Source organism: Methanothermobacter sp., assembly GCF_049720995.1.
In the GTDB taxonomy this organism is placed as follows: Archaea; Methanobacteriota; Methanobacteria; order Methanobacteriales; family Methanothermobacteraceae; genus Methanothermobacter.
Map to the genome: position 1 here is coordinate 1 of NZ_JBNASF010000025.1, position 22,808 is coordinate 22,808.

Genomic DNA, 22,808 nt, shown 5'->3' on the forward strand with positions numbered 1-22,808 from the left:
GCGTTGTGGGTGTGTACTGCGGTGTTTTGCTGTGGGAAGCCCATTTCACTGCCAGACCACACCTCATACTCATATATCATTCTCATTATCATCACATGGCATGGCGGTCATGGCGCAGGGGTTATACCTGATCTCGTTTCGATCTCAGTAGTTAAGTCCTGCTGCGTTGTGGGTGTGTACTGCGGTGTTTTGCTGTGGGAAGCCCATTTCACTGCCAGCCATTCATGCTAATCCTTATATAAACCTATTTTCATAGAATTAACTGTCACATCTTAACGACTGATGCCCAAGGTCCTTCTATGACATGGGCTGATGCCCGGGATGATTAGAAGAAACCCAGCATCGGACAGACTGCCTGCTTCGAGGGTTGCTCGGGGAGGGAAGGGTAATCTACCTGTGAACCTGTAGAGTTAGTGTGCAGGCAAAATTTATAAATTTATAAAATTAAAGGTTAGTTCTATTCAGGCACAATTACCTGCACTCAACTTTAGTTTATTTCATCAGCCTCTCAAAGTCATCGAACTGTTCATTGATCCAGTGATATATTGTTCTTTCACGGACTTTCAATTTAAGGCCATCTGAAAGCTTTTTCCTTTCATCAAAGTTCATTGTTATGGACCTGTAGATGGCATCTGCAGTTTCCCTTATATCAAATGGGTTCACCCCTATGACATACTCAGCAAGTTCCTCGTAGCAGCCGGCGTTCTCTGAAAGTATAACCGTCCCTGATTTTTCGTTCATCAGAGCAGCCTCCTTGGGGACGATGTTCATGCCATCGGCAAGGGGGTTCACAATGAGGCAGTCATAGTTTTTGAATGCGGCAGCCACAAGTTCATAATCGGCACGGTGGATGTACTCAATGGGTTTCCATGTGGATTTACCGTAAATGCTGTTGATTTCATCCACAGTACTCTTCACAGAATCCGCATAATCCCTGTACTCCTTTATCTGTTGCCTTGTTGGTTTACCCGTGGCAAGGAACTTTACCTTCCCATGAAATTCAGGATGCTCCCTTAAAAACAGTTCATAAGCCCTGAAGCCACGGATTATATTTTTGCTGAGATCCGCCCTGTCTGTACGGTAGATGAGAAACATGTCACCCTTCAACTTCCTGACAAAATCCTCCTTCTCCCTGAAAGCATCTGATGTGGCAGTTCTTCTTATGCTATCCGGATCAACGGATATGGGATAATTTCTTACAAACGTTTTTTCATCCCCATTCAGCACCACTCCATTCTCAGCATCCACATAGTAGCCAAGGTCCCCGCAGCATTCCATGAAGTTGGAACAGTATCTCTCTATATGGAATCCGAGAACAGTATTTGAAAGAAGCCCATTTATTATGCTCTCCCTCATCTTTTCAGGGAGTATTCTGAAATAATCCCTCTGTGGCCAGGGGATATGTATGAACTGGCTCAGAAAGACGTCACCAACCTTCTTTTTTATTAAACCCGGACACAGGTAGAGATGATAATCCTGTAACATAATCAGAGGATTCTTTTCGTTTCTTTCAACTTCAGATACAACCCTATCTGCAAATTTTCTGTTAACATGGACATAACCCTCATCCCAGGCAGTATAGATTTTATCATCGATTTCAGGTGCATAGGGTGTATTCCACATGTAGTGCTGGACGAACCAGAGGAGTGGATTGCTTATGACGCTATAGTATGATTCATACCTTTCACGGTCCACTATAACAAATGAAACGGTGAACCTTGGATTATCCTCTGGAAGTGGAACCCTGTTTTCAGGGTACCCTGCTGCCACCTCAGCGTCCTCAAGGGTCATGGCGCTGGAGACCCAGACACCGCTGAATCTTTCAACAACAGGCAGCAGGGTTGAAACAAGACCCCCAGCACCCCTTTTCATAACAATTTTTCCACCTTCTCTGAAAAATTCAACGGGGCCTCTGTTGGATACGATAACAGGGTTCTTATCTTCAAGAAACTTCATGCTGCGTTCCTGAAGTTTACTCACCATAAATATCACTCATTTTACTTTTTAGAATGTTCATTATATAGCGTGATTTCTTCTGGGTTTCCTCAGAGGATTCTGATTCAATATAGACCCTTATAAGTGGTTCAAACCTGGAGGGCCTTATGAGAACGACTCCTGATGATTCTTCAACCCGTATACCATCTATAAGTTCAATTTTTTTGTCACCGAAGTGCTCAGCAAGTCTTTCAATTACACTGTCCTTGAATTCATTGGGGCACTCCATGCTGAATTCAACCCTGCTGTATCTGCCCATTCCCGATGCAAGGTTGTGGAGTGTCATGTTTCTCTCTGCCATGATCTCCAGCATCTTCAGAAGTGCGAAGGTGGCATCATAGCAGTACTGGAATTCAGGGAATATGTACATGCCAGGTTCGTCACCACCAAAAACAGCATTCCCTGTGTAAACCCTGTTGAGAACATTGTTGACCGATGTCCTTATAAGACGTCCGCCGGCGACATTCTCCACTGACTTTGATGCAACCACAGAGGACACCACGGGCCCATCAGAGGATTTCAGGTAATGGTCTGCAAAAATCGATAGTACAGTCTGATCCCTTATGAGTTCTCCCCGCTCGTCTATGAAGAAGATGGTGTCCCTATCGTTATCCAGTATAACCCCCATATCCGCGCCGGTTGCCTTCACAACGTCTGCTATCATTGATATGCTGGAGGCATTCGCAAGGGGAAAGTTTTTACCAAACAGTGACCCTCTGAATGTGATGTTTATGGTCTGACAGTTGAGCTGGTTGAGTATATCACCCTCAATTTGCCATGGAGACCCCTCATCGTAACCCAGGACCACCATAAATTCACGGTTTCCTACAGAGGGCGATATGAACTCAACTATTGATTTGATATAGGAATCAAGGTAATTATTGACATATTGGAGCTTTCCAAGCTGGTTCCAGTCTGCATAAACTGTGGGACGCTGTTCAAGCGGAATTTCGTGGTTGCTGAGGAGTTTGATATTTATTTCATCTGCTCTGAGGGGTGAGCGCGAGACATTTATCATCAGATGACTGTCAAACCGCTCCATGTGGTGATGTATAACAGGAACCGTTGCAACACCAAAATCAATAACATCCACTCCAGCAGCCATCAATCCTGTTCCTATGGCCCTCTTTATCATCTGAGACGGTGTATGCGCGTCTCTACCTATCAGGACACGCCTGCAGCTTACGTAGTCACCTATCAACATCCCAAGGTTGAGGGCAAATGAACAGTCTATGTCCCGGTTAACCGAGCCCCTTATATCCTGGACGTACCTAGCCATTGGAATCACTTTTCAGCCACAATGGGATAATCTGAGTCAAGGAGGGAACCTGAGAGTATCCTTAGGTTGTTGCTGACGCTGCAGTGGGATCTGATAACAGTTGATGGTTCCAGGAGGGCACCCCGGCCGACAATGGCACACCTTTCAACGATGCAGTTCTTTCTGATATCGCAGCATTCATCAATAACACAGTTTATAAGCTGAGAGTCATCCCCAATTCTCCCGCCATCAAGAATAACGGACCCCCTCACGAAGCTGTCACTTCCCACATAAACTCCGGATCCAATCACGGTCTCTCTGCCTAAGAATGCCCCATCATCTATCTCTGCACCATCACCTATAACAACGGGTCCGGTTATACGAACCCTCTCACCTATAACCACATCCTGACCCACCCATATATTTCCAAATCGGCCTGGAACCTCATTTAAAAGTTCACCTTCTGGCCGGGGTGTTATATGACTATTGAGGGCGTCATGGTTGGCTTTAAGGAATGTATCAGGCTTACCTGCATCATTCCAGTAACCAGTGAAAACGAATCCGTAAACCCCCCTGTTCTCCTCTATCAGAACAGGAAAGATATCAGCTGAAAAGTCAGAGTTTCCTTCAGGGATGTAATCGAAAATTTCAGGTTCCATGACGTATATGCCGGCATTTGCGATTTTACTGAAGATCTCCTCTGGGCGGGGTTTCTCATGAAAACAGGTTATCCTTCCATCATCATCGAGAACGGCTATGCCGTAGTGTGAAGGGTCCTCAACTGGCGTGAGAGCGACGGTAACAAGCGCATCCTTCTTTCTGTGGAAACTAACCATTCGCTGGAGGTCGAGATCAAAAAGGATATCTCCACTGAGGACGATGAAGGTCTCATCTATGTCACTGGCTGCTACCCTCACACCCCCCGCGGTTCCAAGGGGTTTCTTCTCGGATGAAAATCTGAAATCAAGGTTTGGGTACCTTGAGGAGACATATGAACTTATCTGATCCCTGAGATATCCCAGAGTCATTATAATCTTACTGTAACCAGAATCAACTACCCTCTGAATTATGTAATCCAGTATGGGTCTATTTGCAACGGGTACAAGTGGTTTGGGTCTTGAAAATGTTAGAGGTCTTATCCTTGTACCCCTACCCCCCGCCATGACAACCACAGGTGTCATGGATAATATTATGTTGCCCTCATCTAATAAGTATTTTCAGCCAATTCATATTATATTAGGAAATAAACTATTTTAATAGCCACTTAAAAAATCTGAGGACTTCAGGGACCCCTGACACATAAAAGGAGGCCGAATCCTTTATTTCATCAGTTATCTCCTTTGAGAGCACAATCACTGATGCAGCTTTGATTTTTATTTCAGATTCTAGTTTTCTGAGTTCTCTGAATGCATCGGCATCGGTGACGTCGTCTCCAAGGTACACTGCCGATGATACGTCTGATTCCTCTATGATTTTCCGGACTATGAAGCCCTTGTTGTACTCCACCGGGGGTTTGAGTTCAACGAGCATTCTACCATGATCCACACGTAGTCCTCTGGATTCAGGCATCTCTCTGAGGGCATCAATTATCCTTTGCTCTGTCAGTTCAGGGTCAGCGCACTGCCTGTAGTGTATGGAATAGCAGATACCCTTATCCTCAAATATGATATTCTCATCAGGGGATTTTTCCTTTAGTTCAATAGCACATTTTCTGATGAGGGGAATGTACTCATCAACTTCTCTGAAGCGATCATACCTTCCATTTATAATGTACTCAAGCCCATGGTTTCCAACATATATTGCCTCCGGGACCCCCACCATCCTGAGTGCCTCATGGACTGGTCTTCCACTTATAAAGGCAAGCACACTGTAGCGTTCCGAGATTTTCCTGAGAACTTCCCTCATCTCTTCATCGACACGGGCTTCCTGGGGGTTTGGTGCTATTTCACTTATTGTACCATCGATATCTGTGATTATTGCTGTCCTGCTGGGATCCTTCAGGTATCCAAGTTCATCAAGAAAATCAAATAAATAATCAGGCATCAAGAGCACCTTTAATTCTGTCGAATATGATATAGGGGTCGCTTCCGATGACAGAACTTCCAAAGAGTTCCATACCACCTATATCAGATGATGCTGATGCAACGTTTCCGCGGTCTATGATTCTTATAATGCCAGGGATCTCCATTTCTGCATTAAATGGGTGCATCGAGAGGTTGAAACTGTAGACACCACATTCATCTATCAGGCACCTTAAGATCTTGAAGAGCTGATTCTGCAGATCAGAATCCCTGGAGAAATCTGTTTTAAATGTTAAGATGATCTCCTTTTCCTTCAGGGGGGTTATACTTGCATATGTACACGCACCTTCTGATTCAACACCAAGTCCAATGGCATGGTGCACTGAAAAGACATCATCATGGTATGAAGAACCGTAAATTTCCCTGTATCTCCTGGAGATATCATCAAGGAATGCAATCCTTGCATAGGGCTTACTGCCCAGGAGAAGCTGCATGTGGCCGTGGATCTGTGATGCCCCCGCCCGTGGAAGACAGTTCCATACCAGGAATGGAAAATGAAATCCTGAGGATTTCTCTGCCATTTTAAACCATTCTGAGGCGGTTATAAGGTAATCTGAGAATTCTTCCAGATTGAAGTCCAGGGGGTCATGCTTTCTGAATATCAGAAGGCCGCTCCATGCATCGTATTTCGCTATGTTTGATGCTGTAATGGAATACCTGCCCACAACACGTCCGAAATCATCTTCAGGCGTGTACAGTTCTGGTGTGCAGAAGTCACACCTTTTTTTATCCAGGATAAGTTCATCAAGAACCCTTCTGGCAGGTCCAGTATCCATAGCAGGCTTTTTAAGGCGCATGGAATTAAAAAGTGATCCTTCACCTGTCCAGCGGTTGTATGTGCTTATTATCCTTTGATTTTCAGCGGATTCAATAAATTTTATCCCAAACCTCTCTTTGAGGCTTTCACTCACCTTAAGGTGTCCTTCACCACATCCAACATCGTATATGCGGTTGAATATCTCATAGATATCCTTCTGCTCTGTTTTAAGATCCAGGAGATATTCCTTGAGATGGGTTATCATGGTAACTGATATAATTTTTCAGATTTATCCATTTTTCTGAAACTTTTCAAGTATCCTGCGGTAAACCATCCTCTCATCATCACATGATTTCTCATATATCATCCTTATGATCAGCTCAGGGGTGCTCCTTGCAAGATAGTTTATCCTGGGTGTTCTATCCACAATGAGATTATAGTTCTCATCAAGGCCCCGCGCCTCGATACCATCAACCCTGACATCCACGTACTTGAGTATTTCACGGGCCATGTGGGTCACAATAACCGCAATGGATTCAGATTCCATTATGAACTCTATGAAGGTTGCTATGATCTTCACTGCTGCATCAAGTTCGGTTATTGCCTCAAGTTCATCGAGCAGTATGAGCTTTGAGCTTCCACTGGTTGTCACAGGGGTGAAAGTCCTTATGAATGACTCGAAGGCACCGGCATCCAGGGACCTCTTCTTTGAGATAAAGTGGATCTCCTCAACAGGCCTTACCCTGGCCTCAAGAGCACATACTGGAAGCCCCATCTGGGCCATTAGTGTCACCTGAGCAAGTGTCTCAAGAAGCGTTGTTTTTCCACCACTGTTGGCACCAGTGAGAAGCACAACATTATCAGGATCACCCAGTTTGTAGTCAATTGGCTGCGGGTTTCCTGATCCAACCAGGTTGAGGTGCAGTGCCCCCCTGAGGATGATCCTATCACTGAATTCTGGTTCAACGAGCCTGTAATCATGGGCAAAGAGGCCCAGGGCGAAGCGGTAGTCAAATTCCATTATGTCCCTTATTTCATTTTCAACAGCTTCTCTGAGTTTACTGAGCCTCGATGCCGCGTTTACCCTCTTTTCAAACCTTCTTATATTTTTTGATGCCGATTCAAGACGTTTAACCCTTTCAAGTTCCCCCTGATCTATCTTGAGGGGATACGATTTTATGAAGGGATCGAAATCAACACCTGTCTTTTTCTTTATCATTTCACGGGCCTTTTTGAGGACATCATCGAATATTTTCTCGAGTTTACCTGTCATACCCTGGTTAAGGAGGACCAGGACCTCCTCGCCTTTAAGGTCAATATCCTTTATCAGGTTCCTTAATTCTGAATCCGCCCATGCCTTCACAGAGTTCACGGCCTCATCAATGTCAACTTCATCATCTTCCAGGCCACCGAGTTCCTCCATTATTGCAAGGACCTCATCAAGACAGGTTTCCATACCGAGAATCCTTTTGATTTCACAGGCGCCGCGCAGGAGGTCAATGTTCTTTCTGAAATATCCAAGAACATCCTCCGGCACGATCTCATGTTTTTCTGAGTCTGCAGTTACCATTACCGTGTTGAATGTGTCCTCCAGGTCAATCATTCCCTCGGAGTAGACATAGATTATAAGTTCGTATTCATCAAGTTCACCCTGTTCAGGGTTCATTATAACGGGGTGGTAGCGGTTGAGGCCCATGTCTATCATGTGATCATAGTCCTCTCTTGTCTCCACCAGTATGGCCCTGGATGGATTGAAGGGGGGGCGGGGTTTTTCAGGCCTCTTAATTTTTTTCAGCAGATCCCTTAAATGTTCAACCGGAAGTTCAGAGACCATTTTCTTTGATTCCATAACCATTTCAATATGGCTTCTTATGGTATCAATATCTGTTGAGGGGTGGAGGAGCAGTAGCCGGTTACGTGCATAGTCGGTATGGGCATATGAACTGATGTTCTCAACTATTTCCTGGTAAATCTGAAATGCCCTTTCAGTTTTCAGGAAGGAGGGAACAGGATTTCCCAGGAGCTTGCTGGTTATTTCAATTGCTTTCCGCTGACTTATACCTTCAATTGATGCTATTCTATCAATTTCAAGGTTTTCAACAGCCCTTAAAAGCTCCTTTTCTCCCCCAAGTTCGTCTATTATCTTCTGCGCCAGCCTTTCCCCTATCCCGCTGACATCTGTGAGGGCTTCCCCGACAGAATTCATGGACTTCATCATGCCCACTATGTGGAGTTACTGGAATATATATGAATTCAGAGTGCACATGAAAAGTATTCCAGGCGGGCATCTGCAGGGAATCCCATTATTCTGCAAGACCCCTCCTGAAGTGTGATGCTGTTACTCCTGAGGGACTTCCCCCTACAATGCGCTCCTTGATATCCTGGAGCTTTTCGGGTGATTCAAGGGCATTCACATATGATTCAACAATCAACCCGGTCCTTCTGGGAGATTGAATACGGCAGTCGATGGAGAAGTTCCGGAAGCCTGCATCAAGAAGAGAAGGTAAAAAGTCAATGAGGCAGGTCTCCCTTGAATTCATGATTACCGTTTCACAGCCCAGAAGCTGATTTATGGGAAAGACGTCACCCCTCCTGTCCATGATACCCCATCTGGAATCGGCTGATGTATCAAAGTCAGGGGGTGCAAGTTTCCAGAGGTTGTCCCGGGTCACCATTGCGGTGAGGTTCCCATGCACGATGATTTCAGGGGGTACCTGAATCCTCTGCAGGTCCTTCCAGGATAGTTCAGGCGAGACGGTCAGGAGGTGGAACTTGCCTGAGAGGAGTGCTGCTGAGTGACTGTTGTAAATGTTGAGGGCGGGTGATCCATACACCTTCACATCACAGTTTATAAGGTCAGGGATACCGTAACCACCGACCATGAGGTCCATGGAGAGGTTCCCTTCAATTTCAAGGAGCCTTTCAAGGAGCCAGTCATGGGTTATGTCGGGCCATTTCCATACAGTTTCAGCACCGTATCTGGCTGAGATCTCAGAGGCCCTCTCGAGAACACCCATGATGTCGTCATCATCACAGCTCCTGAAGTCACCATGAACCTGGGGTTCCAGGTAAACCCTCCCTGCACCGGCCCTCAGGGCGGACCTCATTGACTTAAGGTCCTCAACATAAACAGATATGCAGGGGTCCTCTGGAAGTCTTCTGGAAGGGTAATCAACTTCAGGTTTGAGATGATGATGGGGGCTTCTTCTCTCTTTGAGTATCCTTCTTTCGACCCTTATCAGAAGATCCCTTCTGAGTGCATTAAGGCGGCTAAGGGGGTAGAAGAGCCCTCCGGGGTACCTTAATTCGGTTAAGGTAAGCCTGAAGGGTTTATCCCCGGCCCTCAGCAGATGGTTCTTTATTGTATCCTCATTGAGCGGTCTTTTTAGGGCTCTCTCAAACTGTGTTTCAACCGATTCCCTGAGCCTTAACCCATTCATCATCCATTCTGCGGTCAGATAAACCATCCCATTTTTATCTGCAGTGAATTTCAGTTCAATATCCCAGCACTTTCCTGGAGATGACCTTCTGAGTTTTTCAGTGAATTTCTGGAGGCTCTTCCTCCCTGTAAGGTAAACCCGTGTACCCTCCTTCACAGGGACTGAAGGAAGGGTGAGTAATCTTCCATCGTATCTGTGATCATGGACATACAGTCCTTTACCTGTATCCTGGAAGAAGAGGCCATCACCTGCTTCCGGCTTTATACGGGAGGTTATCCTTATATGGGTCCTGCCACCTGTGTACCTTTCAACATACCCCACCGGCAGGCCCCTGTCACCAGGGTATTCCCGGCCCATGAAATCCTCCCTGAAGAGGTGTCCTCCTGTGAGTGTCCTGTTGAAGGTCAGCCTGAGTTTCTCAAACTCCTCCTCTGATGGCTTCCACCCACCCATCTTTATCTTATCAAGGGCCCTTCTGTAGACGCTTACGGTGGTGGCAACGTATTCAGGTGACCTCATACGTCCCTCTATCTTCATGGATTGGACTCCTGCCTCAACAAGTTCCTGAAGGTGCATGTAGGCTGAAAGGTCCCTTGTTGATAGGAGGTACTCCTCCCTGAGAGGCACCCTCCTCTCTGAGGGTTTTAACTGGATGAGTTCATACTTCTTTCTGCATGGCTGGGCGCACCGACCCCTGTTACCGCTTCTACCACCTATAAATGAGGATAGAAGACACTGGCCAGAGTAACTGTAGCATAAGGCTCCATGTATGAAAACTTCAACATCCACATTTGATTCAGCCGCCAGGGTCCTGACCTCCTCAATGGAGAGCTCCCGTGCCAGTATAACCCTCTCAAGGCCCATCTGCTCCGCCCACCTTATCCCCGCCATGTTGTGTATGGTCATCTGGGTTGAGGCATGGAATGGAAGGTCAAGTGATAACTCATCCCTTAGAACAAGAAGCGCAGGGTCCTGTATGATCACAGCGTCCACACCTGCACTGGAGAGCTCCTGGAGGTATTCAGCTACATCTGGGAGTTCAAAGTCCCTTAGAAGAGTATTGACAGTTACATACACATTTCTGTCATGCAGGTGGGCGTATTCCACCGCCTCACGAATTTCCTGCAGGCTGAAGTTCTCTGCATAGTACCGTGCACCGAAGTCCTTTCCAGAGAGGTAGACGGCATCGGCCCCTGCATTGATGGCGACCCTGAAGGAGTCAGGGGAACCTGCAGGTGCAAGGAGTTCCGGGATTTCCAAGTAGAGTTACCTCCGAATAAAATAGGGATTTATTTTATTTCCTCAAGGACCTCGGTAACTATCTTAAGGAATTTCTGTACGAGGGCCCTGTTCTTCTCCTCACCGGCCCTGACACGGTCCTCTTCAATTTTTCTGTGAATCGCGATTGCATATATATCTGCAAGGCGTTCCAGTATCTCAAGATCCCTTTCATCGTAGTCCCCATCCTTCCCTGAAACTGCGAGTATTCCCACAAGTTCATCGTTGAGTAGCGCGGGGCATGCCAGGAAGTTCCTTATTTCAATATGACCCTCAGGGACCCCTGTTGATTCAGGATGTGTGGCTGGATCATTTACAAGAACTGGTTCCCTCTTTCTGATCACGAGATTCCAGAGACCACCCATCTCGGTGGATTCAGCGTCCAGATGACACTCCTCCCCCACCTCCTCCGATGGGAAGTAATTCCTCAGACCATCTGATTCAAAGAAGCCTGCCATGCAGTATCTGCTTTCTGTCAGGTTTTCTGCCCTTTCAATTATGCTCTCTGATATCTCATCGAGTGACATCGGGGATAGGAGTTTCTTTGATACCTCTGCAAGGCTTTTGTTTATGGCAGTCTCCCTTTCAAGCGCCCTTCTTGCAAGCTCCTTTTCGGTGACATCCCTGTGGACACCCACAACCCCATTTATATTGCCCTCAAAGTCACGGAGAGGTGACAGGGTTGTTTCAAAATGAGATTTATCCATGGGCTGCCAGACCCACTCATAGCTCACGGTTTCCCCCCTGAGCGCCCTTTCAATCATTTCGCTGTGAACTTCGTCACCGAAGACCTCGCTGACCCTTTCACCCAGGACTTCATCTGCATCAAGGCCGTATTCTGCAAGCGGTCCGGATGATATCATGGTTAACCTTTCATTGCTGTCAGCAGTGAACAGTATATCGCTTATTGATGATAGTATTGCTCTGAAGAGTTCATCGTTTTCTGCAAGCCTCCTCTCAAGCTGGTGTTTGTGGAGGGCGACCTCTATGACGCTGTGAAGTTCCCGGTCCTCAAAGGGCTTTATTATGTATCCAAAGGGCCCAGTTATTTTAGCCCTCTTGAGGGTTTCCTCGTCGGAATAGGCGGTTATGTAGATTATGGGGACCTTCATCCTTTTTGTTATCTCCTCAGCAGCCTCTATACCGTCCATCTCCCCCTTGAGTACAATATCCATCAGTATGATGTCTGGTCTTGTTTTTTCAGCCATCTCAACGGCCTTTTCACCGGTGGAAACTGTGGCTGTGACCTGGTAACCCAGGGATTCAAGTCTCTGGCTTATATCAATGGCAACTATGCTCTCATCCTCAACCACCATGACCTTGGCTTTTGACATGTTCCACCTCTGTAAATTAAAATAATATTAAATAATTCTGTATTTAAAGCATTATTAAAGTTATGTCATGATCTCAACTCATGGGAAGATTATTTTACCTTCAGGGATAGATTACTCTCTATGTACATATGCTTCGAGGGGATTGATGGGTCAGGTAAGACAACACATTCCGTCCTCACGGCGGAGTGGCTCAGGGAAAACGGCTACAGGGTCTTTGATGTTAGGGAACCAACGGACTCCAGGATAGGGAGCATCATAAGGGAGATGCTCTCCAGTCCAGATGCCAGGACCCTGGATGGTCAGAGGATGCTGGCACTCCTCTTTGCTGCGGACCGCCTGACCCTCAGGAGTAAAATTGAGGGAGAATGGAGTGGAAGTGTTGTGGTGAGTGACAGGTGCTACTATTCCAGCATGGTTTACCAGGAACCAGCTGAATGGGTTTCTGAGATAAACAGGTTTGCACCACGACCTGATATCGTCATACTCCTTGACGTTGATGTTGAAATGGCAATGGAGAGATGTGGTGGTACCGATGAATTTGAGGACCCATCATTTCTTTCACGGGTCAGGAGGAGGTACCTTGAACTTGCCGATAAAAACGAATTTTACATTGTTGATGCAGGGAGGGGGATTAACATCATCCAGAGGGATATAAGGAGGATAATTGCCCCCCACCTTGGAATATGCCCTGATGGGATAAAATAGAGCCAATGGATTGATGCATTCATTTTTCCAGGGACCCTGGATTCTCGAGTTCCTCTATCCTCTTTCTGATGGACTCAAGAATACGTTCCCTTGCCCTTTCAAGTTCCTCCAGTTCACCCCTCAGCACGGGTCCATCATCTGTCTGTATCAGTTCAACCTCGTATTCATCAATTATCTCAGCCATTGTTGTGTGTGTTATACCTGGCGGAAGTCTCATGTCATACAGCATCTAAACACCTTCCATGTAATCTCTTACAGGTCTCAGCATGTCAGTAAGGTAATCAGAGACCGCATTCTTCAGGTCCAGCGGGTGAAGGTCGCCGCTGGAGTAGATATTCAGGAGTTCATCAAGGTCCAGCTCAAGGTCGCCCCCGAATTTCTCAGGGCGCCTTATGGTCATCCTGCCATATTCTGGCATTATGAAGTACTTCACGATTTCGATGATCGGGTTACCCTCCAGCTCCCCCATGGGACAGTAACTTCCCTTCACCTTTTCCCTTATCTCATCGGGGGAGTCGTCCACTGCAATGAAGTTACCCTTGCTGGAGGACATCTTCTCTGAGCCATCGGTGCCGTGGAGAAGTGGAGTGTGTATGCACACTGGAGCATCGAAGCCGAGTCTGGGGAGGTTCTCACGTGCCAGCATATGTATCTTTCGCTGCTCCATTCCCCCCAGCGCCACATCCACATCAAGGTAGACCATATCGATGACCTGCATGAGGGGGTAAATAACCTCTGCAACCTTGTGGTCCTCTGATTCCCGTGTTATCTGGGCCATACTTCTCCTGGCCCGGAGGAGTGTTGTTATGAGGGCCATTCTGTATACAAGGTCCGTGTACTCTGGCTGCGTCTGGAATGATGAACCCAGTACGAACTCGGTTCTATCGGGTGAGAGTCCAAGTGCCAGGAAGCATTTTCTGTTGTAATCTGCCATCTCCCTTATCCGCTCCATGCTGCCCTTACCATTGAGGTATGCATGGTAGTCTGCAAGGAGTATCTTGACCCTGAAGCCGGCATCCTGCAGTTCCCTGAGCTTTCTTATGGTTATGGCGTGTCCCAGATGAACCTTACCTGAGGGTTCATAGCCTGTGTAGACAACCGGTTCATCCTTCTTCAGGACCTCCAGCAGTTCATCGGGTGTTATGACCTCAAGAACATCACGGGTTATGGTGTCGAGCGTATCATCCATCAGATCATTCCTCCGCCTCATCAATGATGTAGAGTCTCTTCTTAATTTCTATAACAGGAACCTGTTCTCCTATCTCAAGTTTTGATGTGTAACTGTCAGCTTCAAGGTCCACGGGTTCGTATGTTTCAGGGTGAAGCACCTGTATCCTGCCGGGGGATCTCGCTGTTACCGTGGTTGTCTTAACATCAGCGGCCCTCGCAACGAGGTCAATGTTTTCATATTCCCCCCAGAGTATGTTCTTCACGTCACGGGTTTCAAGGTCCTTCACACTCACCCCGCGCTTTCTGAGGTCAAGGACCGTGAGCATGCGGTCCCTGTGCAGCAGGAAGTCTCCTCTTCTGAAATCGGGGAGTCTGAGTGAGATCCATGTCCTGTAGAGTCCCTTGCCGCTTGACCTATCCTGCCCCATTAGCCGGGGTGACTCACGGGCAATACCGCCAAGCTCCTCCCTCAGGGCGCTTACAACCTTTCTGGCGGATTTATGGGATCCTATGTAGTAGTCGATCCCCTCGTTCACCTCAATCCTCTGGGGTAGGTATGCCAGCTTATCCCTCCTTGAAAGCTTCAGGAGGGTCCTTTTAACTGTCAGGTCAGCCTTTTCTATTTCTGATTTATCCAGTTCTCTTCCATCGGCCCTTAACTGTATCACAGCCTCGTAGTAACCTGAAGCCTGTTTGCTGCAGGCAGGACAGACAGTGTTTGTGAGGCGGACCTCTACCCCGTACTCCTGGCTCACCATCCTTCCAAGGACCTCAGCATCAACCTCCACCAGGCACTGGTAGATGGTCCCCCTCTGCTGTATTATTTCCAGTTCGATTTCAGGGTTTTCAACAGGGGGTTCCCAGCTAATATTCTCCTCAAGGGCCCTGTATACTATTTCCTCCTCGGGGAGACCCTCATCCACCCACTGACCACTTATCAGTTTTGCATGGCAGCGGCTGCATACATAAACGTCTATTTTGGCTGGGAGGGTGAGGATGGTGTATTCATCAAGGAAACAGTCCCTGCATAGTCCATCATATAATTCAGAATCAGAACTACCGCATCTGACACAGAACATTTTCTATAGCTGCTCCTCTATCTTCTCTAGACGTTCTTGAGGGGTGCCTTGGCACCGCATGCCTCACACTTGAGGAGGGATATTCGCCCCTCCCTGATTATTCTTGTATCTGGCCTGTTGCATTCGTGGCATATGACGAATTTGTTGACGTAGTCTTCTATCCTCTCGTTTATGAGGAAGTGGGTGAATTTACCCTGAAGTATGGCCCTTCCACCCTCAAGGTTACCTGCTGTACCCAGTTCCCTCAGAAGGAATTTCAGAAGGTGCTGGGGGTCCCTGTTGAGGGCATCTGCGACCTCCCTGAAGTTCTGTATGAATGTCCTGTTTCCCTGTATAACTGAGTACGCCTTTGGAACCTCAAAACGTTTTGTTTCAAATACCTCGGGGGGCAGCTGCTCTATGGCCCTTTCAAGTAATTTTTCGTAATCATCCATAATCTATACCTCCGGTAAAAAGTGTGTAATGGAAAATTCAGACCACCTTAAGGTATCCCCTGGCGGGCTCAAATATTGCGCCCTTATCCTTGAGGATCCTTATTAGTTCCTCAACCTTTTCCTCACTCACGTTATATCTATCCATCATCTCAGTTATAAGAATATTGGTGGGTGCCCTGCCACCGTAGTCCTCCTCGTATTCCCTTATGAGTTCAAGTAGCAGGCGGAACTTATCCCTCTCGGATTTGGGTGTTCTCCCCTCAACCTTGTCGATGTCTATCTTACCGGTCTCAGGGTCGTACCCCACCTGTTTCAGGCATGCCTGGGACAGCTTTATCGCCTTCCTGGCATCCTCCGCCTCCACATGTTCCTTGAGTTTTATCTTTGCACTGGCCTCTGAGAGTCGCACGAGGGCCTCCAGCTGCCTTGCTGTTATGGGAACCGGTGAGTCCTCATCGGCTGCGCTGGCCCTCATGGATACGTAGAAGTCCTCAAGGACCTGCATCGCCTCATCCGTCAGCACAGGTCTGACGTTCTTCCTTGCATAGGCTATGTACTTCCTCAGAAGTTCTGGATCGATTTCAAAGGGGGTGTGATCCTCCTTATGTGTTTTCAGGATGTGCCTTGCAAGTTCCCGGTCCTTCTCCTCATCAGGTTTGTCCTCAACAACGAATATCAGGTCGAAACGTGACAGTATGGTTGATGGAAGATCTATCTGCTCTGCAATTGATTTGTAACTGTCAAATCTCCCGAATTTTGGGTTTGCAGCTGCCAGGACAGAGCACCTTGAGTTCAGGGTTGCCATTATACCTGCCTTGGCTATGCTTATGGTCTGCTGTTCCAGTGCCTCGTGGATGGCTGAGCGGTCCTCATCACGCATCTTATCCAGTTCATCCACACAGACATTACCCTTATCCCCCAGGACAAGGGCACCTGCCTCAAGGGACCATCCACCGAATTCATCCCTCACAGCAGCGGCGGTAAGCCCGACCCCTGAGGTACCCTTACCGCTTGTGTATATTCCCCTGGGGGCCAGCTTTGAAACGTACTTGAGCATCTGGGACTTACCTATACCCGGGTCCCCGACTATGAGGATGTGTATGTCCCCACGGAGACGGGTCTTATCATCGAGCTCCTTCCCGGTCCCTCCAAAGAGCTGAAGGGCTATGGCCTCCTTGACCTCACGGTAACCGTGTATTGATGGGGCGGTGGACCTTATAATCTTCTCATATATGTTGGGGTCAGCTGCAAGCTCCCTTATCTTTTCCTCGTCCTCTTCACTTATCTGGAGCTCCTCAAACTCCTGTTCAAGGAACTCGGTGTAATTGCCGTATATGAAGTTCTTGAACCGCCGTGTCCTCTCATCCCTGACTGTCCTCAGTGTACCTGTGACCCTCACAATGTCCCCTGGTGTGAGGGTGTCAACCAGGTCATCCTCAAGTACGACGGTTATCTGGCGGGGCTGCTCACCACCTGAGAGATTCTCAAGGGGTTCCTGGAGTTTCAGTGTCTGGGTGTCCAGGAACTCTGATTCGTCCTGAAGGAGCCTGAATGACCTTCCACCACACTCTGAGCAGAGTGATGGCTCTGTGATCATATTTGTGGACTGGCTGACCTCATGGAGCCTCATGCAGCCCCTGCACTCAAACACGGCCTTAACTATCCTTGGCCTTATCTCATCTGTCTTCCTCACAATACCGTCAACTGCAACGAATTTACCTATGAATTTACTCCGGAGCTCCCTGAGGGGTATGACGTTGCTGACCCCGCTGAACCTTATGTTGAGGTCCACATTCTTCCTGAGGGGATCTATGTTCCTTATGGCCTTCTGGGCGGCCCTTATCACATCGTCTGGTTTTTCAATGAGAAGGTCTGCAAGGTCGGGGTCGAACATTTCAAGGTCAAGGTAATCAACTTCAATTGATCGGACGTTGGGATACTTCTCTATGGACTCAAATACCCTGTCCTTGTACTCCTTAAGTGAAAAGAATTCCTCGAATTTTGTGAGTGTCTTGCTCTTATCCACGGTTTTCATCATGAAACTATATTATAACGACATTATAAAACCTTAATTGACTGCGCGAACCTAGCCCCAATGTATGAACATGAAGATTTTTTTCACAGGCACTGGATATAAGGTGAGATCATGAAGAGATCAAGGATAAACCTCTTTAAGGTAACATCAATGACAATATCAATTCTGGGAGTGCTTCTCATAGCAGGTACCATACTGATATTTGCATATATAGGCGTCGATGCGGTATCTGATGCCATATCAGGGAGTGTGGAAAAGGGTGCCGAGTACGATGAACTCGCAAAGCTCCAGAGCGATTACTCGACACTTAAGGTCCAGTATGACTCGGTTAAAAAGGAGGTTTACCAGAGGAACAACGATAACCTTACAAAGACGTACCTGAATGCTGAAATAGAACTTGTGAAGGCCAAATCAGCGATTGATGACGTTAAAAGTGCCCTGGAGACAAACAAACCAAAATCTGAGGTTGATGATCGCATAAAAATAGCTAAATATCAGCTTCAGGTCGCCTCACAGGCCCTGGATGATCTGAGGGCCCTCATGTGAATTTAGTGGATGATTGTCTCCATTTTCATTTTCTGAGGCTCTGGACCTAATGGATGATTCTCTCCCATTTCCTTTTTCCCTTGAAGTCCTGCCCCACAATGTACATCTCCGCGCTTGCCTTTCTTGATGAGGCCGGTTTTGTTGTTTTGAGTTTCCAGAAATCCTTCCTCATTTCCTTCATGACTTTATCGAGTTCAGGGCCCTGAAATGCCTTGATAAGGATGTTACCCTTCCTTTCAAGGACCCTGTAGGCTATGTCAAGGACGTTCTCAACGAGATCCACTGAACGGAGGTGGTCTATGTCCCTTATACCTGAAAGGGATGGGGCGGCGTCTGATATGACCACATCAGCCCTTCCACCAAGCTCCTCAATTATCCTCTCCTTTATAGCAGGGTCTGTGAAGTCCCCCATTATGGCCCTGAAGTTTTCGGCCGGAAAACCCCTTATCCTCTGGAGATCAACTGCAACCACAAGTCCCTCCTCACCGACCTTCTCAAGGGCGACCTGTGACCATCCCCCAGGGGCCGCACCGAGGTCAAGGACCCTGTAGCCCTTCCTTATCAGTTTGTAGCGGTTGTTGAGCTGCAGTAACTTGTAGGATGCCCTTGAACGGTAGTTCTCCCTCTTGGCACTTTTGTAGTAGTGGTCTCTTTTCCTTTCAGCCTGCCATCGTTTTCCCATGCTGTCACCTCCTGAAGTTCAGTGATCTGCAGACAGGCGCCCCTGTCCTGATGATCCTGGCATCAAGTTTTTCATCGTCGATTTCAAGGATCATGACGCTCGGATCTGTGAGGCGGGGCACTGTAGGACTTCCTGGGTTGAGGAGGACCATGTCCTCAAGTTCGGTTATGAAGGGCTGATGTGTATGTCCGCTTATGAGGACATCCACACCCAGTTCAAGCCCCAGGTACCTCAGCTGCTGGGTATCACCGCGGGGGTAAACCTCCCCATGTATTAGACCCACCCTGTATGATCCTATCTCAAATACCCTGGATCTGGGGTTATCTATACCATATCGGCGGTCCATGTTTCCCTGAACGCACTCAACAGGTGCAAGGGTTTCAAGGTCACTCAGAACGTCCATTGAGGTGAGGTCACCGGCGTGGAGTATAAGTTCAACGTCCCTGAAGATTTCAAATACCGCCTCAGGGATTTCACCTGCCCTGTCGGGAATATGTGTATCTGATATAACACCTATTAGCATTCTCACTCTCCTTATAAGATGTGGTTCTTGGAATGGATTCTCAGTTTTATCTTCTGAAGCAATAAGATTACGCACTCATATATCTTTTTTATTTTTAAAATAAGTTTTCCAGGGTGGTGTCTGTATCTGGTCTGGGAATGAACTGTACCTTTTTCTCCCCTCTGGTCCCGGCGGTGTCTTTATTCCTGGACTGGACCGGGACCCAGGGACATTATGACATAGAAAAATAAGGGGCTGCTGGTCACCGTACAAATTCCTCAAATTCACAGGTACGGTCACCGAGGCCCCAGCACTTAACCTCACGGAGGTCAACGGGTCTCCCGCTCATTGATTCCAGTATTCCTGCAAGGAGACCCCCCTCAAAGTGACAGAGGGCCTTGCCTGAAGCGGGAAGCCCTGCACAGCTGAGGCACTCGTCGACCCTGAGTCGGTAGGGATTCTCTTCAAGAATTTCAAGTTCACCGACCCGGTTATCATGGAGGAATTTCACGGCTTCCTCAGCGTTCTTCAGTCCCATGCTTCTTCCGAGGTCCTTACCACTCTTGTAGAGGATACCATTGGCCCCTTCACCTATGATGGAATAGGGCATGAACCTCAGTATCCTGAAGAGTTTTATATCTGTGGTGGTACCAAGGGATGGTCTTTCAGCCACAAGGTCTTCAACATCATACATATTCATCACCTTTTAATAAGAAGTATGTGATAATATTTAAAATTTTATTATTACTTGGGGGGATAAAAAATTAATAATCAGTCGCCGGCAAGGAAACCACCGATCGCACCACCGATACCCATGAAGATCATTGAAACAAAGAGTAGTACCACCACAAGCAGTATGCCGGCGAATGCTCCGATGAACAGGCCTCCAAACCCTCCAAGGACGGCACCGGAGATTGTTAAGAGAACCGCTAGGACTATACCGCCAAAGGCACCGGCAACTGTGGCATTCCAGAACCCACCAGGGGCACCCTCCCCTGCCATGAGACCAACAACAAAGCCCGCGAGGAATAAGCCAAGGACAGAGGCCTGGTCAATAAACGGACTAAGGATGATCGGAAAAACAACTGCAAGTACGAATCCAGTAATGACAGCTCCCCACTTAACCATATAAACACCATCATAGTTTATGTTATGCTATCCTAAAAAACTTTTAGATTTATAGACACCCCTTGACATAATATTATACATGCCGGGGGAATCTATGGCTGTTGTCTTTCCACATCACCTCATGGAGAATCATCCCGCTGCAGAGAAAACATCAGACTTCCTGCTGGTGGAGGACCAGCTCTTCTTCGGAGACCCTGTATTCAGGTTGAGGTTCCATAAGAACAAACTCTTACTGCACAGGGCCTCCATGCGCTACTATTATGATCACCTGAAATCAAGGGGTCTGAATGTCAGCTACATAGATTACACGCCGGACCCTGACATGGAGTACCTCAGGGACCACCTTGAGGATATGAGCGGGTATACACACTGGAAATCCTTGACCATGAACTTGAGAGGAGATTGGGGCGTCTCTGCAGTGAAACCGGCACAGAACTTGTTGAAATTGAGGGACCATTCATCTTCAGAAGGAGACTCATGGACAGTTATTTCAGGGATGGGAGGTTCTTTCTCACATCATTCTACATAAGGGAGAGGAAGAGACTCTCCATTCTCATGGAAAACTCGAAGCCTGAGGGTGGTAAATGGACCTTTGATCGGGAAAACAGGAGAAGGTTACCCGGGGGTATGAATATTCCAAAACCCATAGAACTGCCTGAAAACAGCTATGTGCGTGAGGCCAGAAGTTACGTGGCTGAACGCTTCCCTGATAACCCGGGATCCATGGAACACTTCAACTACCCCACAACCCACAGGGAGGCCAGGATATTTTTGAGGGATTTCACACAGAGAAGGCTCAGGAACTTTGGAAGCTACCAGGACTTCATATCCCGTGATGAGGCGTTTCTATTCCACTCTGTACTTTCTTCCTCACTCAACATCTGTCTTTTAACACCCATGGAGGTCCTGAAAGCAGCGCTATCTGCAGATGCACCCCTTAATTCTGTTGAAGGATTTGTGAGGCAGGTTATGGGCTGGAGGGAGTTCATAAGGGCAGTTTACATTTTGAGGGGGTCATATCAGAGGACCAGGAACTTCTTTAACCACGGGGGCAAACTGACAGATAAACTCTATCATGGCAGAACAGGTCTTGAACCCTATGATACTGCAGTAAGGAGGGTTTTAACATTTGGATACACCCACCACATCGAGCGCCTCATGGTCATAGGTAACCTCATGCTCCTCCTCGGCACAGACCCTGATGAGGTTTATCGCTGGTTCATGGAGATGTTCATAGACTCCTATGACTGGGTGATGGTCCCCAACGTATATGGCATGAGCCAGTATGCCGATGGGGGGCTCATGGCAACCAAACCCTACATATCAGCATCAAACTACATCCTGAGGATGAGTGACCATTCCAGGGGCGACTGGTGCAGGGTCTGGGACTCCCTCTTCTGGACATTCTTAAGTGATAAGAGAACTTACATAGGTGAAAATCCCCGCATGAGGCTCCTCTACAGGTACCTTACAGATGAGAAACTTGAGGACTTCCAGAGGGTTAAAAGAAGATTTTTAGATGGACTCAGAGGGTCCTGATCGGTTACTCATAGCCTGTATAGTCCAGGGCCCCTGAGTTGTAGAGCCTCTGAAGGTCAGATGCATGGGTGAGCTCATATGCGGTGTAGGGGTTGTTGAGGTAGGGGTGGATAAGGCCCTTTATGATGTAATAATAGGCTCCCAGTCTCCCGTACTGCCTCCAGGCTATCTGCACATAGAGAGGAAAACCACAGCCAGGGTTTACGAATACGTTACCCTCCCGCACCGTACCATGAAAGACCATGGGCATGGGGCCCTTCTGTCCCTTCTCGGCAGCCAGCCTCTCAACGTAGTCCATGGCCTCATCGAGGGTGTCAAATTCGTACCCATCGGCCCTGTAACGGTATTTGCCGTCGGGCACCCCGAATATGAAGGATTCAAGGACCTCGGTCCAGTCTATGTCTGTCCTGTACTCTGAACTGATGTATGCGAGTTCTATTATGGTTACGTTGCCCTCCATGTAGTGCCTGTAGTTTGAGCTCCCTGCGTAGTGGACCACAAGGGCACACTTTGATCCCCTCTGGGCCGCGTACTCTGCAAGTACCTTTGACTGGGGGTGTCCCGGGTACATATCAGGGTTTGCCAGTTTCACGAAACCCAGACGCCCAACGGGCTCCACAGGCCCCAGGGCAGTTGCACCATAGAGGTAGGCTCCGAATATGAGAATGGCCGCAATGATGATGTAGGATGATCTTGCCATGTTATCCTCGTTTATATTTATCTATTTTATTTATGCTAAGGGCCCATTCTGTATAAAAGTAACGGTGCATATTCAGCAATAGGGGTACATCATTTTTCCCGCAGCAGGTCCCTGATTTCCCTGACCTCCCTTTAGCAATAGGGGT

General features: G+C 47.6%; 20 protein-coding genes, 1 rRNA gene and 1 pseudogene. 4 read left to right on the forward strand and 18 right to left on the reverse strand.

The features are described from left to right. Positions 1-99: 99 nt before the first annotated feature. Positions 100-220: ribosomal RNA gene (gene rrf, locus ACPLJI_RS07530) — 5S ribosomal RNA — on the forward strand. Between the two features lie 272 nt (positions 221-492). Here the strand turns inward: rrf and ACPLJI_RS07535 are convergent. The 8 genes from ACPLJI_RS07535 to ACPLJI_RS07570 all read right to left on the reverse strand — a co-directional run bounded on the left by ACPLJI_RS07535 (position 493) and on the right by ACPLJI_RS07570 (position 12,143). Further along, entirely contained in the window at positions 493-1,956 is a 1,464-nt protein-coding gene (locus ACPLJI_RS07535; protein ID WP_424741202.1) for a trehalose-6-phosphate synthase, read from the reverse strand. A 16-nt stretch (positions 1,957-1,972) separates the two neighbouring features. Then, positions 1,973-3,274, reverse strand: coding sequence for a phosphomannomutase (locus ACPLJI_RS07540; protein WP_424741203.1), 1,302 nt, complete (start codon positions 3,272-3,274; stop codon positions 1,973-1,975). A gap of 5 nt (positions 3,275-3,279) precedes the next feature. After that, positions 3,280-4,434 carry a sugar phosphate nucleotidyltransferase gene (locus ACPLJI_RS07545; protein WP_424741204.1) on the reverse strand — a complete coding sequence of 385 codons (1,155 nt, stop codon included), beginning with the start codon at positions 4,432-4,434 and terminating at the stop codon, positions 3,280-3,282. 67 nt (positions 4,435-4,501) lie between these two features. Further along, complete coding sequence (gene otsB / locus ACPLJI_RS07550) at positions 4,502-5,296, reverse strand: trehalose-phosphatase (protein ID WP_424741205.1); 795 nt, start codon at positions 5,294-5,296, stop codon at positions 4,502-4,504. Then, positions 5,289-6,356, reverse strand: a complete 1,068-nt coding sequence (locus tag ACPLJI_RS07555) for a hypothetical protein (protein ID WP_424741206.1) — start codon at positions 6,354-6,356, stop codon at positions 5,289-5,291. The genes otsB and ACPLJI_RS07555 overlap by 8 nt, the downstream gene beginning before the upstream one ends. A gap of 24 nt (positions 6,357-6,380) precedes the next feature. Beyond that, entirely contained in the window at positions 6,381-8,309 is a 1,929-nt protein-coding gene (locus tag ACPLJI_RS07560) for a MutS-related protein (RefSeq protein WP_424741207.1), read from the reverse strand. An 85-nt stretch (positions 8,310-8,394) separates the two neighbouring features. Next, the gene (locus ACPLJI_RS07565; RefSeq protein WP_424741208.1) at positions 8,395-10,791 is read right to left on the reverse strand and encodes a DUF3656 domain-containing U32 family peptidase; all 2,397 of its coding nucleotides are present in this window, start codon (positions 10,789-10,791) and stop codon (positions 8,395-8,397) included. 29 nt (positions 10,792-10,820) lie between these two features. After that, positions 10,821-12,143 (reverse strand): GAF domain-containing protein, encoded by a 1,323-nt coding sequence (locus tag ACPLJI_RS07570; protein ID WP_424741209.1) that lies wholly within the window; start codon positions 12,141-12,143, stop codon positions 10,821-10,823. Positions 12,144-12,263: 120 nt separating this feature from the next. Between ACPLJI_RS07570 and tmk the strand changes: the two genes are divergently transcribed. Then, a complete protein-coding gene (gene tmk, locus ACPLJI_RS07575) occupies positions 12,264-12,848 on the forward strand; it encodes a dTMP kinase (RefSeq protein WP_424741210.1) in 585 nt (194 codons plus the stop codon). A 19-nt stretch (positions 12,849-12,867) separates the two neighbouring features. On the opposite strand, the gene ACPLJI_RS07580 is transcribed toward tmk, so the two are convergent. From ACPLJI_RS07580 to mcm, 5 genes are read right to left on the reverse strand one after another with little or no spacing between them, the layout of a single operon-like run. Then, on the reverse strand, positions 12,868-13,077 hold the full coding sequence (locus ACPLJI_RS07580; protein ID WP_424741211.1) for a hypothetical protein: 210 nt from the start codon (positions 13,075-13,077) through the stop codon (positions 12,868-12,870). Next, the gene (locus ACPLJI_RS07585; RefSeq protein WP_424741212.1) at positions 13,078-14,037 is read right to left on the reverse strand and encodes a tyrosine--tRNA ligase; all 960 of its coding nucleotides are present in this window, start codon (positions 14,035-14,037) and stop codon (positions 13,078-13,080) included. Between the two features lie 4 nt (positions 14,038-14,041). Beyond that, positions 14,042-15,097 (reverse strand): 60S ribosomal export protein NMD3, encoded by a 1,056-nt coding sequence (locus tag ACPLJI_RS07590; protein WP_424741213.1) that lies wholly within the window; start codon positions 15,095-15,097, stop codon positions 14,042-14,044. 26 nt (positions 15,098-15,123) lie between these two features. Continuing rightward, positions 15,124-15,531 carry a translation initiation factor IF-2 subunit beta gene (locus ACPLJI_RS07595; RefSeq protein WP_013295174.1) on the reverse strand — a complete coding sequence of 136 codons (408 nt, stop codon included), beginning with the start codon at positions 15,529-15,531 and terminating at the stop codon, positions 15,124-15,126. Between the two features lie 37 nt (positions 15,532-15,568). Beyond that, the gene (mcm, locus tag ACPLJI_RS07600; protein WP_048176694.1) at positions 15,569-17,566 is read right to left on the reverse strand and encodes a minichromosome maintenance protein MCM; all 1,998 of its coding nucleotides are present in this window, start codon (positions 17,564-17,566) and stop codon (positions 15,569-15,571) included. A 111-nt stretch (positions 17,567-17,677) separates the two neighbouring features. On the opposite strand from mcm, the gene ACPLJI_RS07605 reads away from it, so the two are divergent. After that, complete coding sequence (locus tag ACPLJI_RS07605) at positions 17,678-18,112, forward strand: hypothetical protein (protein WP_424741214.1); 435 nt, start codon at positions 17,678-17,680, stop codon at positions 18,110-18,112. 46 nt (positions 18,113-18,158) lie between these two features. Here ACPLJI_RS07605 and ACPLJI_RS07610 read toward each other — a convergent pair whose 3' ends face one another. From ACPLJI_RS07610 to ACPLJI_RS07625, 4 genes are all read right to left on the reverse strand, one after another. Then, on the reverse strand, positions 18,159-18,794 hold the full coding sequence (locus ACPLJI_RS07610) for an RlmE family RNA methyltransferase (protein WP_424741215.1): 636 nt from the start codon (positions 18,792-18,794) through the stop codon (positions 18,159-18,161). 4 nt (positions 18,795-18,798) lie between these two features. Then, entirely contained in the window at positions 18,799-19,317 is a 519-nt protein-coding gene (locus ACPLJI_RS07615) for a metallophosphoesterase (RefSeq protein ID WP_424741216.1), read from the reverse strand. A gap of 241 nt (positions 19,318-19,558) precedes the next feature. Beyond that, positions 19,559-19,990, reverse strand: coding sequence for a DUF2507 domain-containing protein (locus tag ACPLJI_RS07620; protein ID WP_424741217.1), 432 nt, complete (start codon positions 19,988-19,990; stop codon positions 19,559-19,561). 77 nt (positions 19,991-20,067) lie between these two features. Further along, the gene (locus ACPLJI_RS07625) at positions 20,068-20,424 is read right to left on the reverse strand and encodes a DUF5518 domain-containing protein (RefSeq protein ID WP_424741218.1); all 357 of its coding nucleotides are present in this window, start codon (positions 20,422-20,424) and stop codon (positions 20,068-20,070) included. Positions 20,425-20,545: 121 nt separating this feature from the next. Here ACPLJI_RS07625 and ACPLJI_RS07630 point away from each other — a divergent pair. After that, positions 20,546-21,963, forward strand: a pseudogene (locus tag ACPLJI_RS07630) (cryptochrome/photolyase family protein). Positions 21,964-21,967: 4 nt separating this feature from the next. Here the strand turns inward: ACPLJI_RS07630 and ACPLJI_RS07635 are convergent. Next, on the reverse strand, positions 21,968-22,663 hold the full coding sequence (locus tag ACPLJI_RS07635; protein WP_424741219.1) for a hypothetical protein: 696 nt from the start codon (positions 22,661-22,663) through the stop codon (positions 21,968-21,970). Positions 22,664-22,808 lie beyond the last annotated feature (145 nt).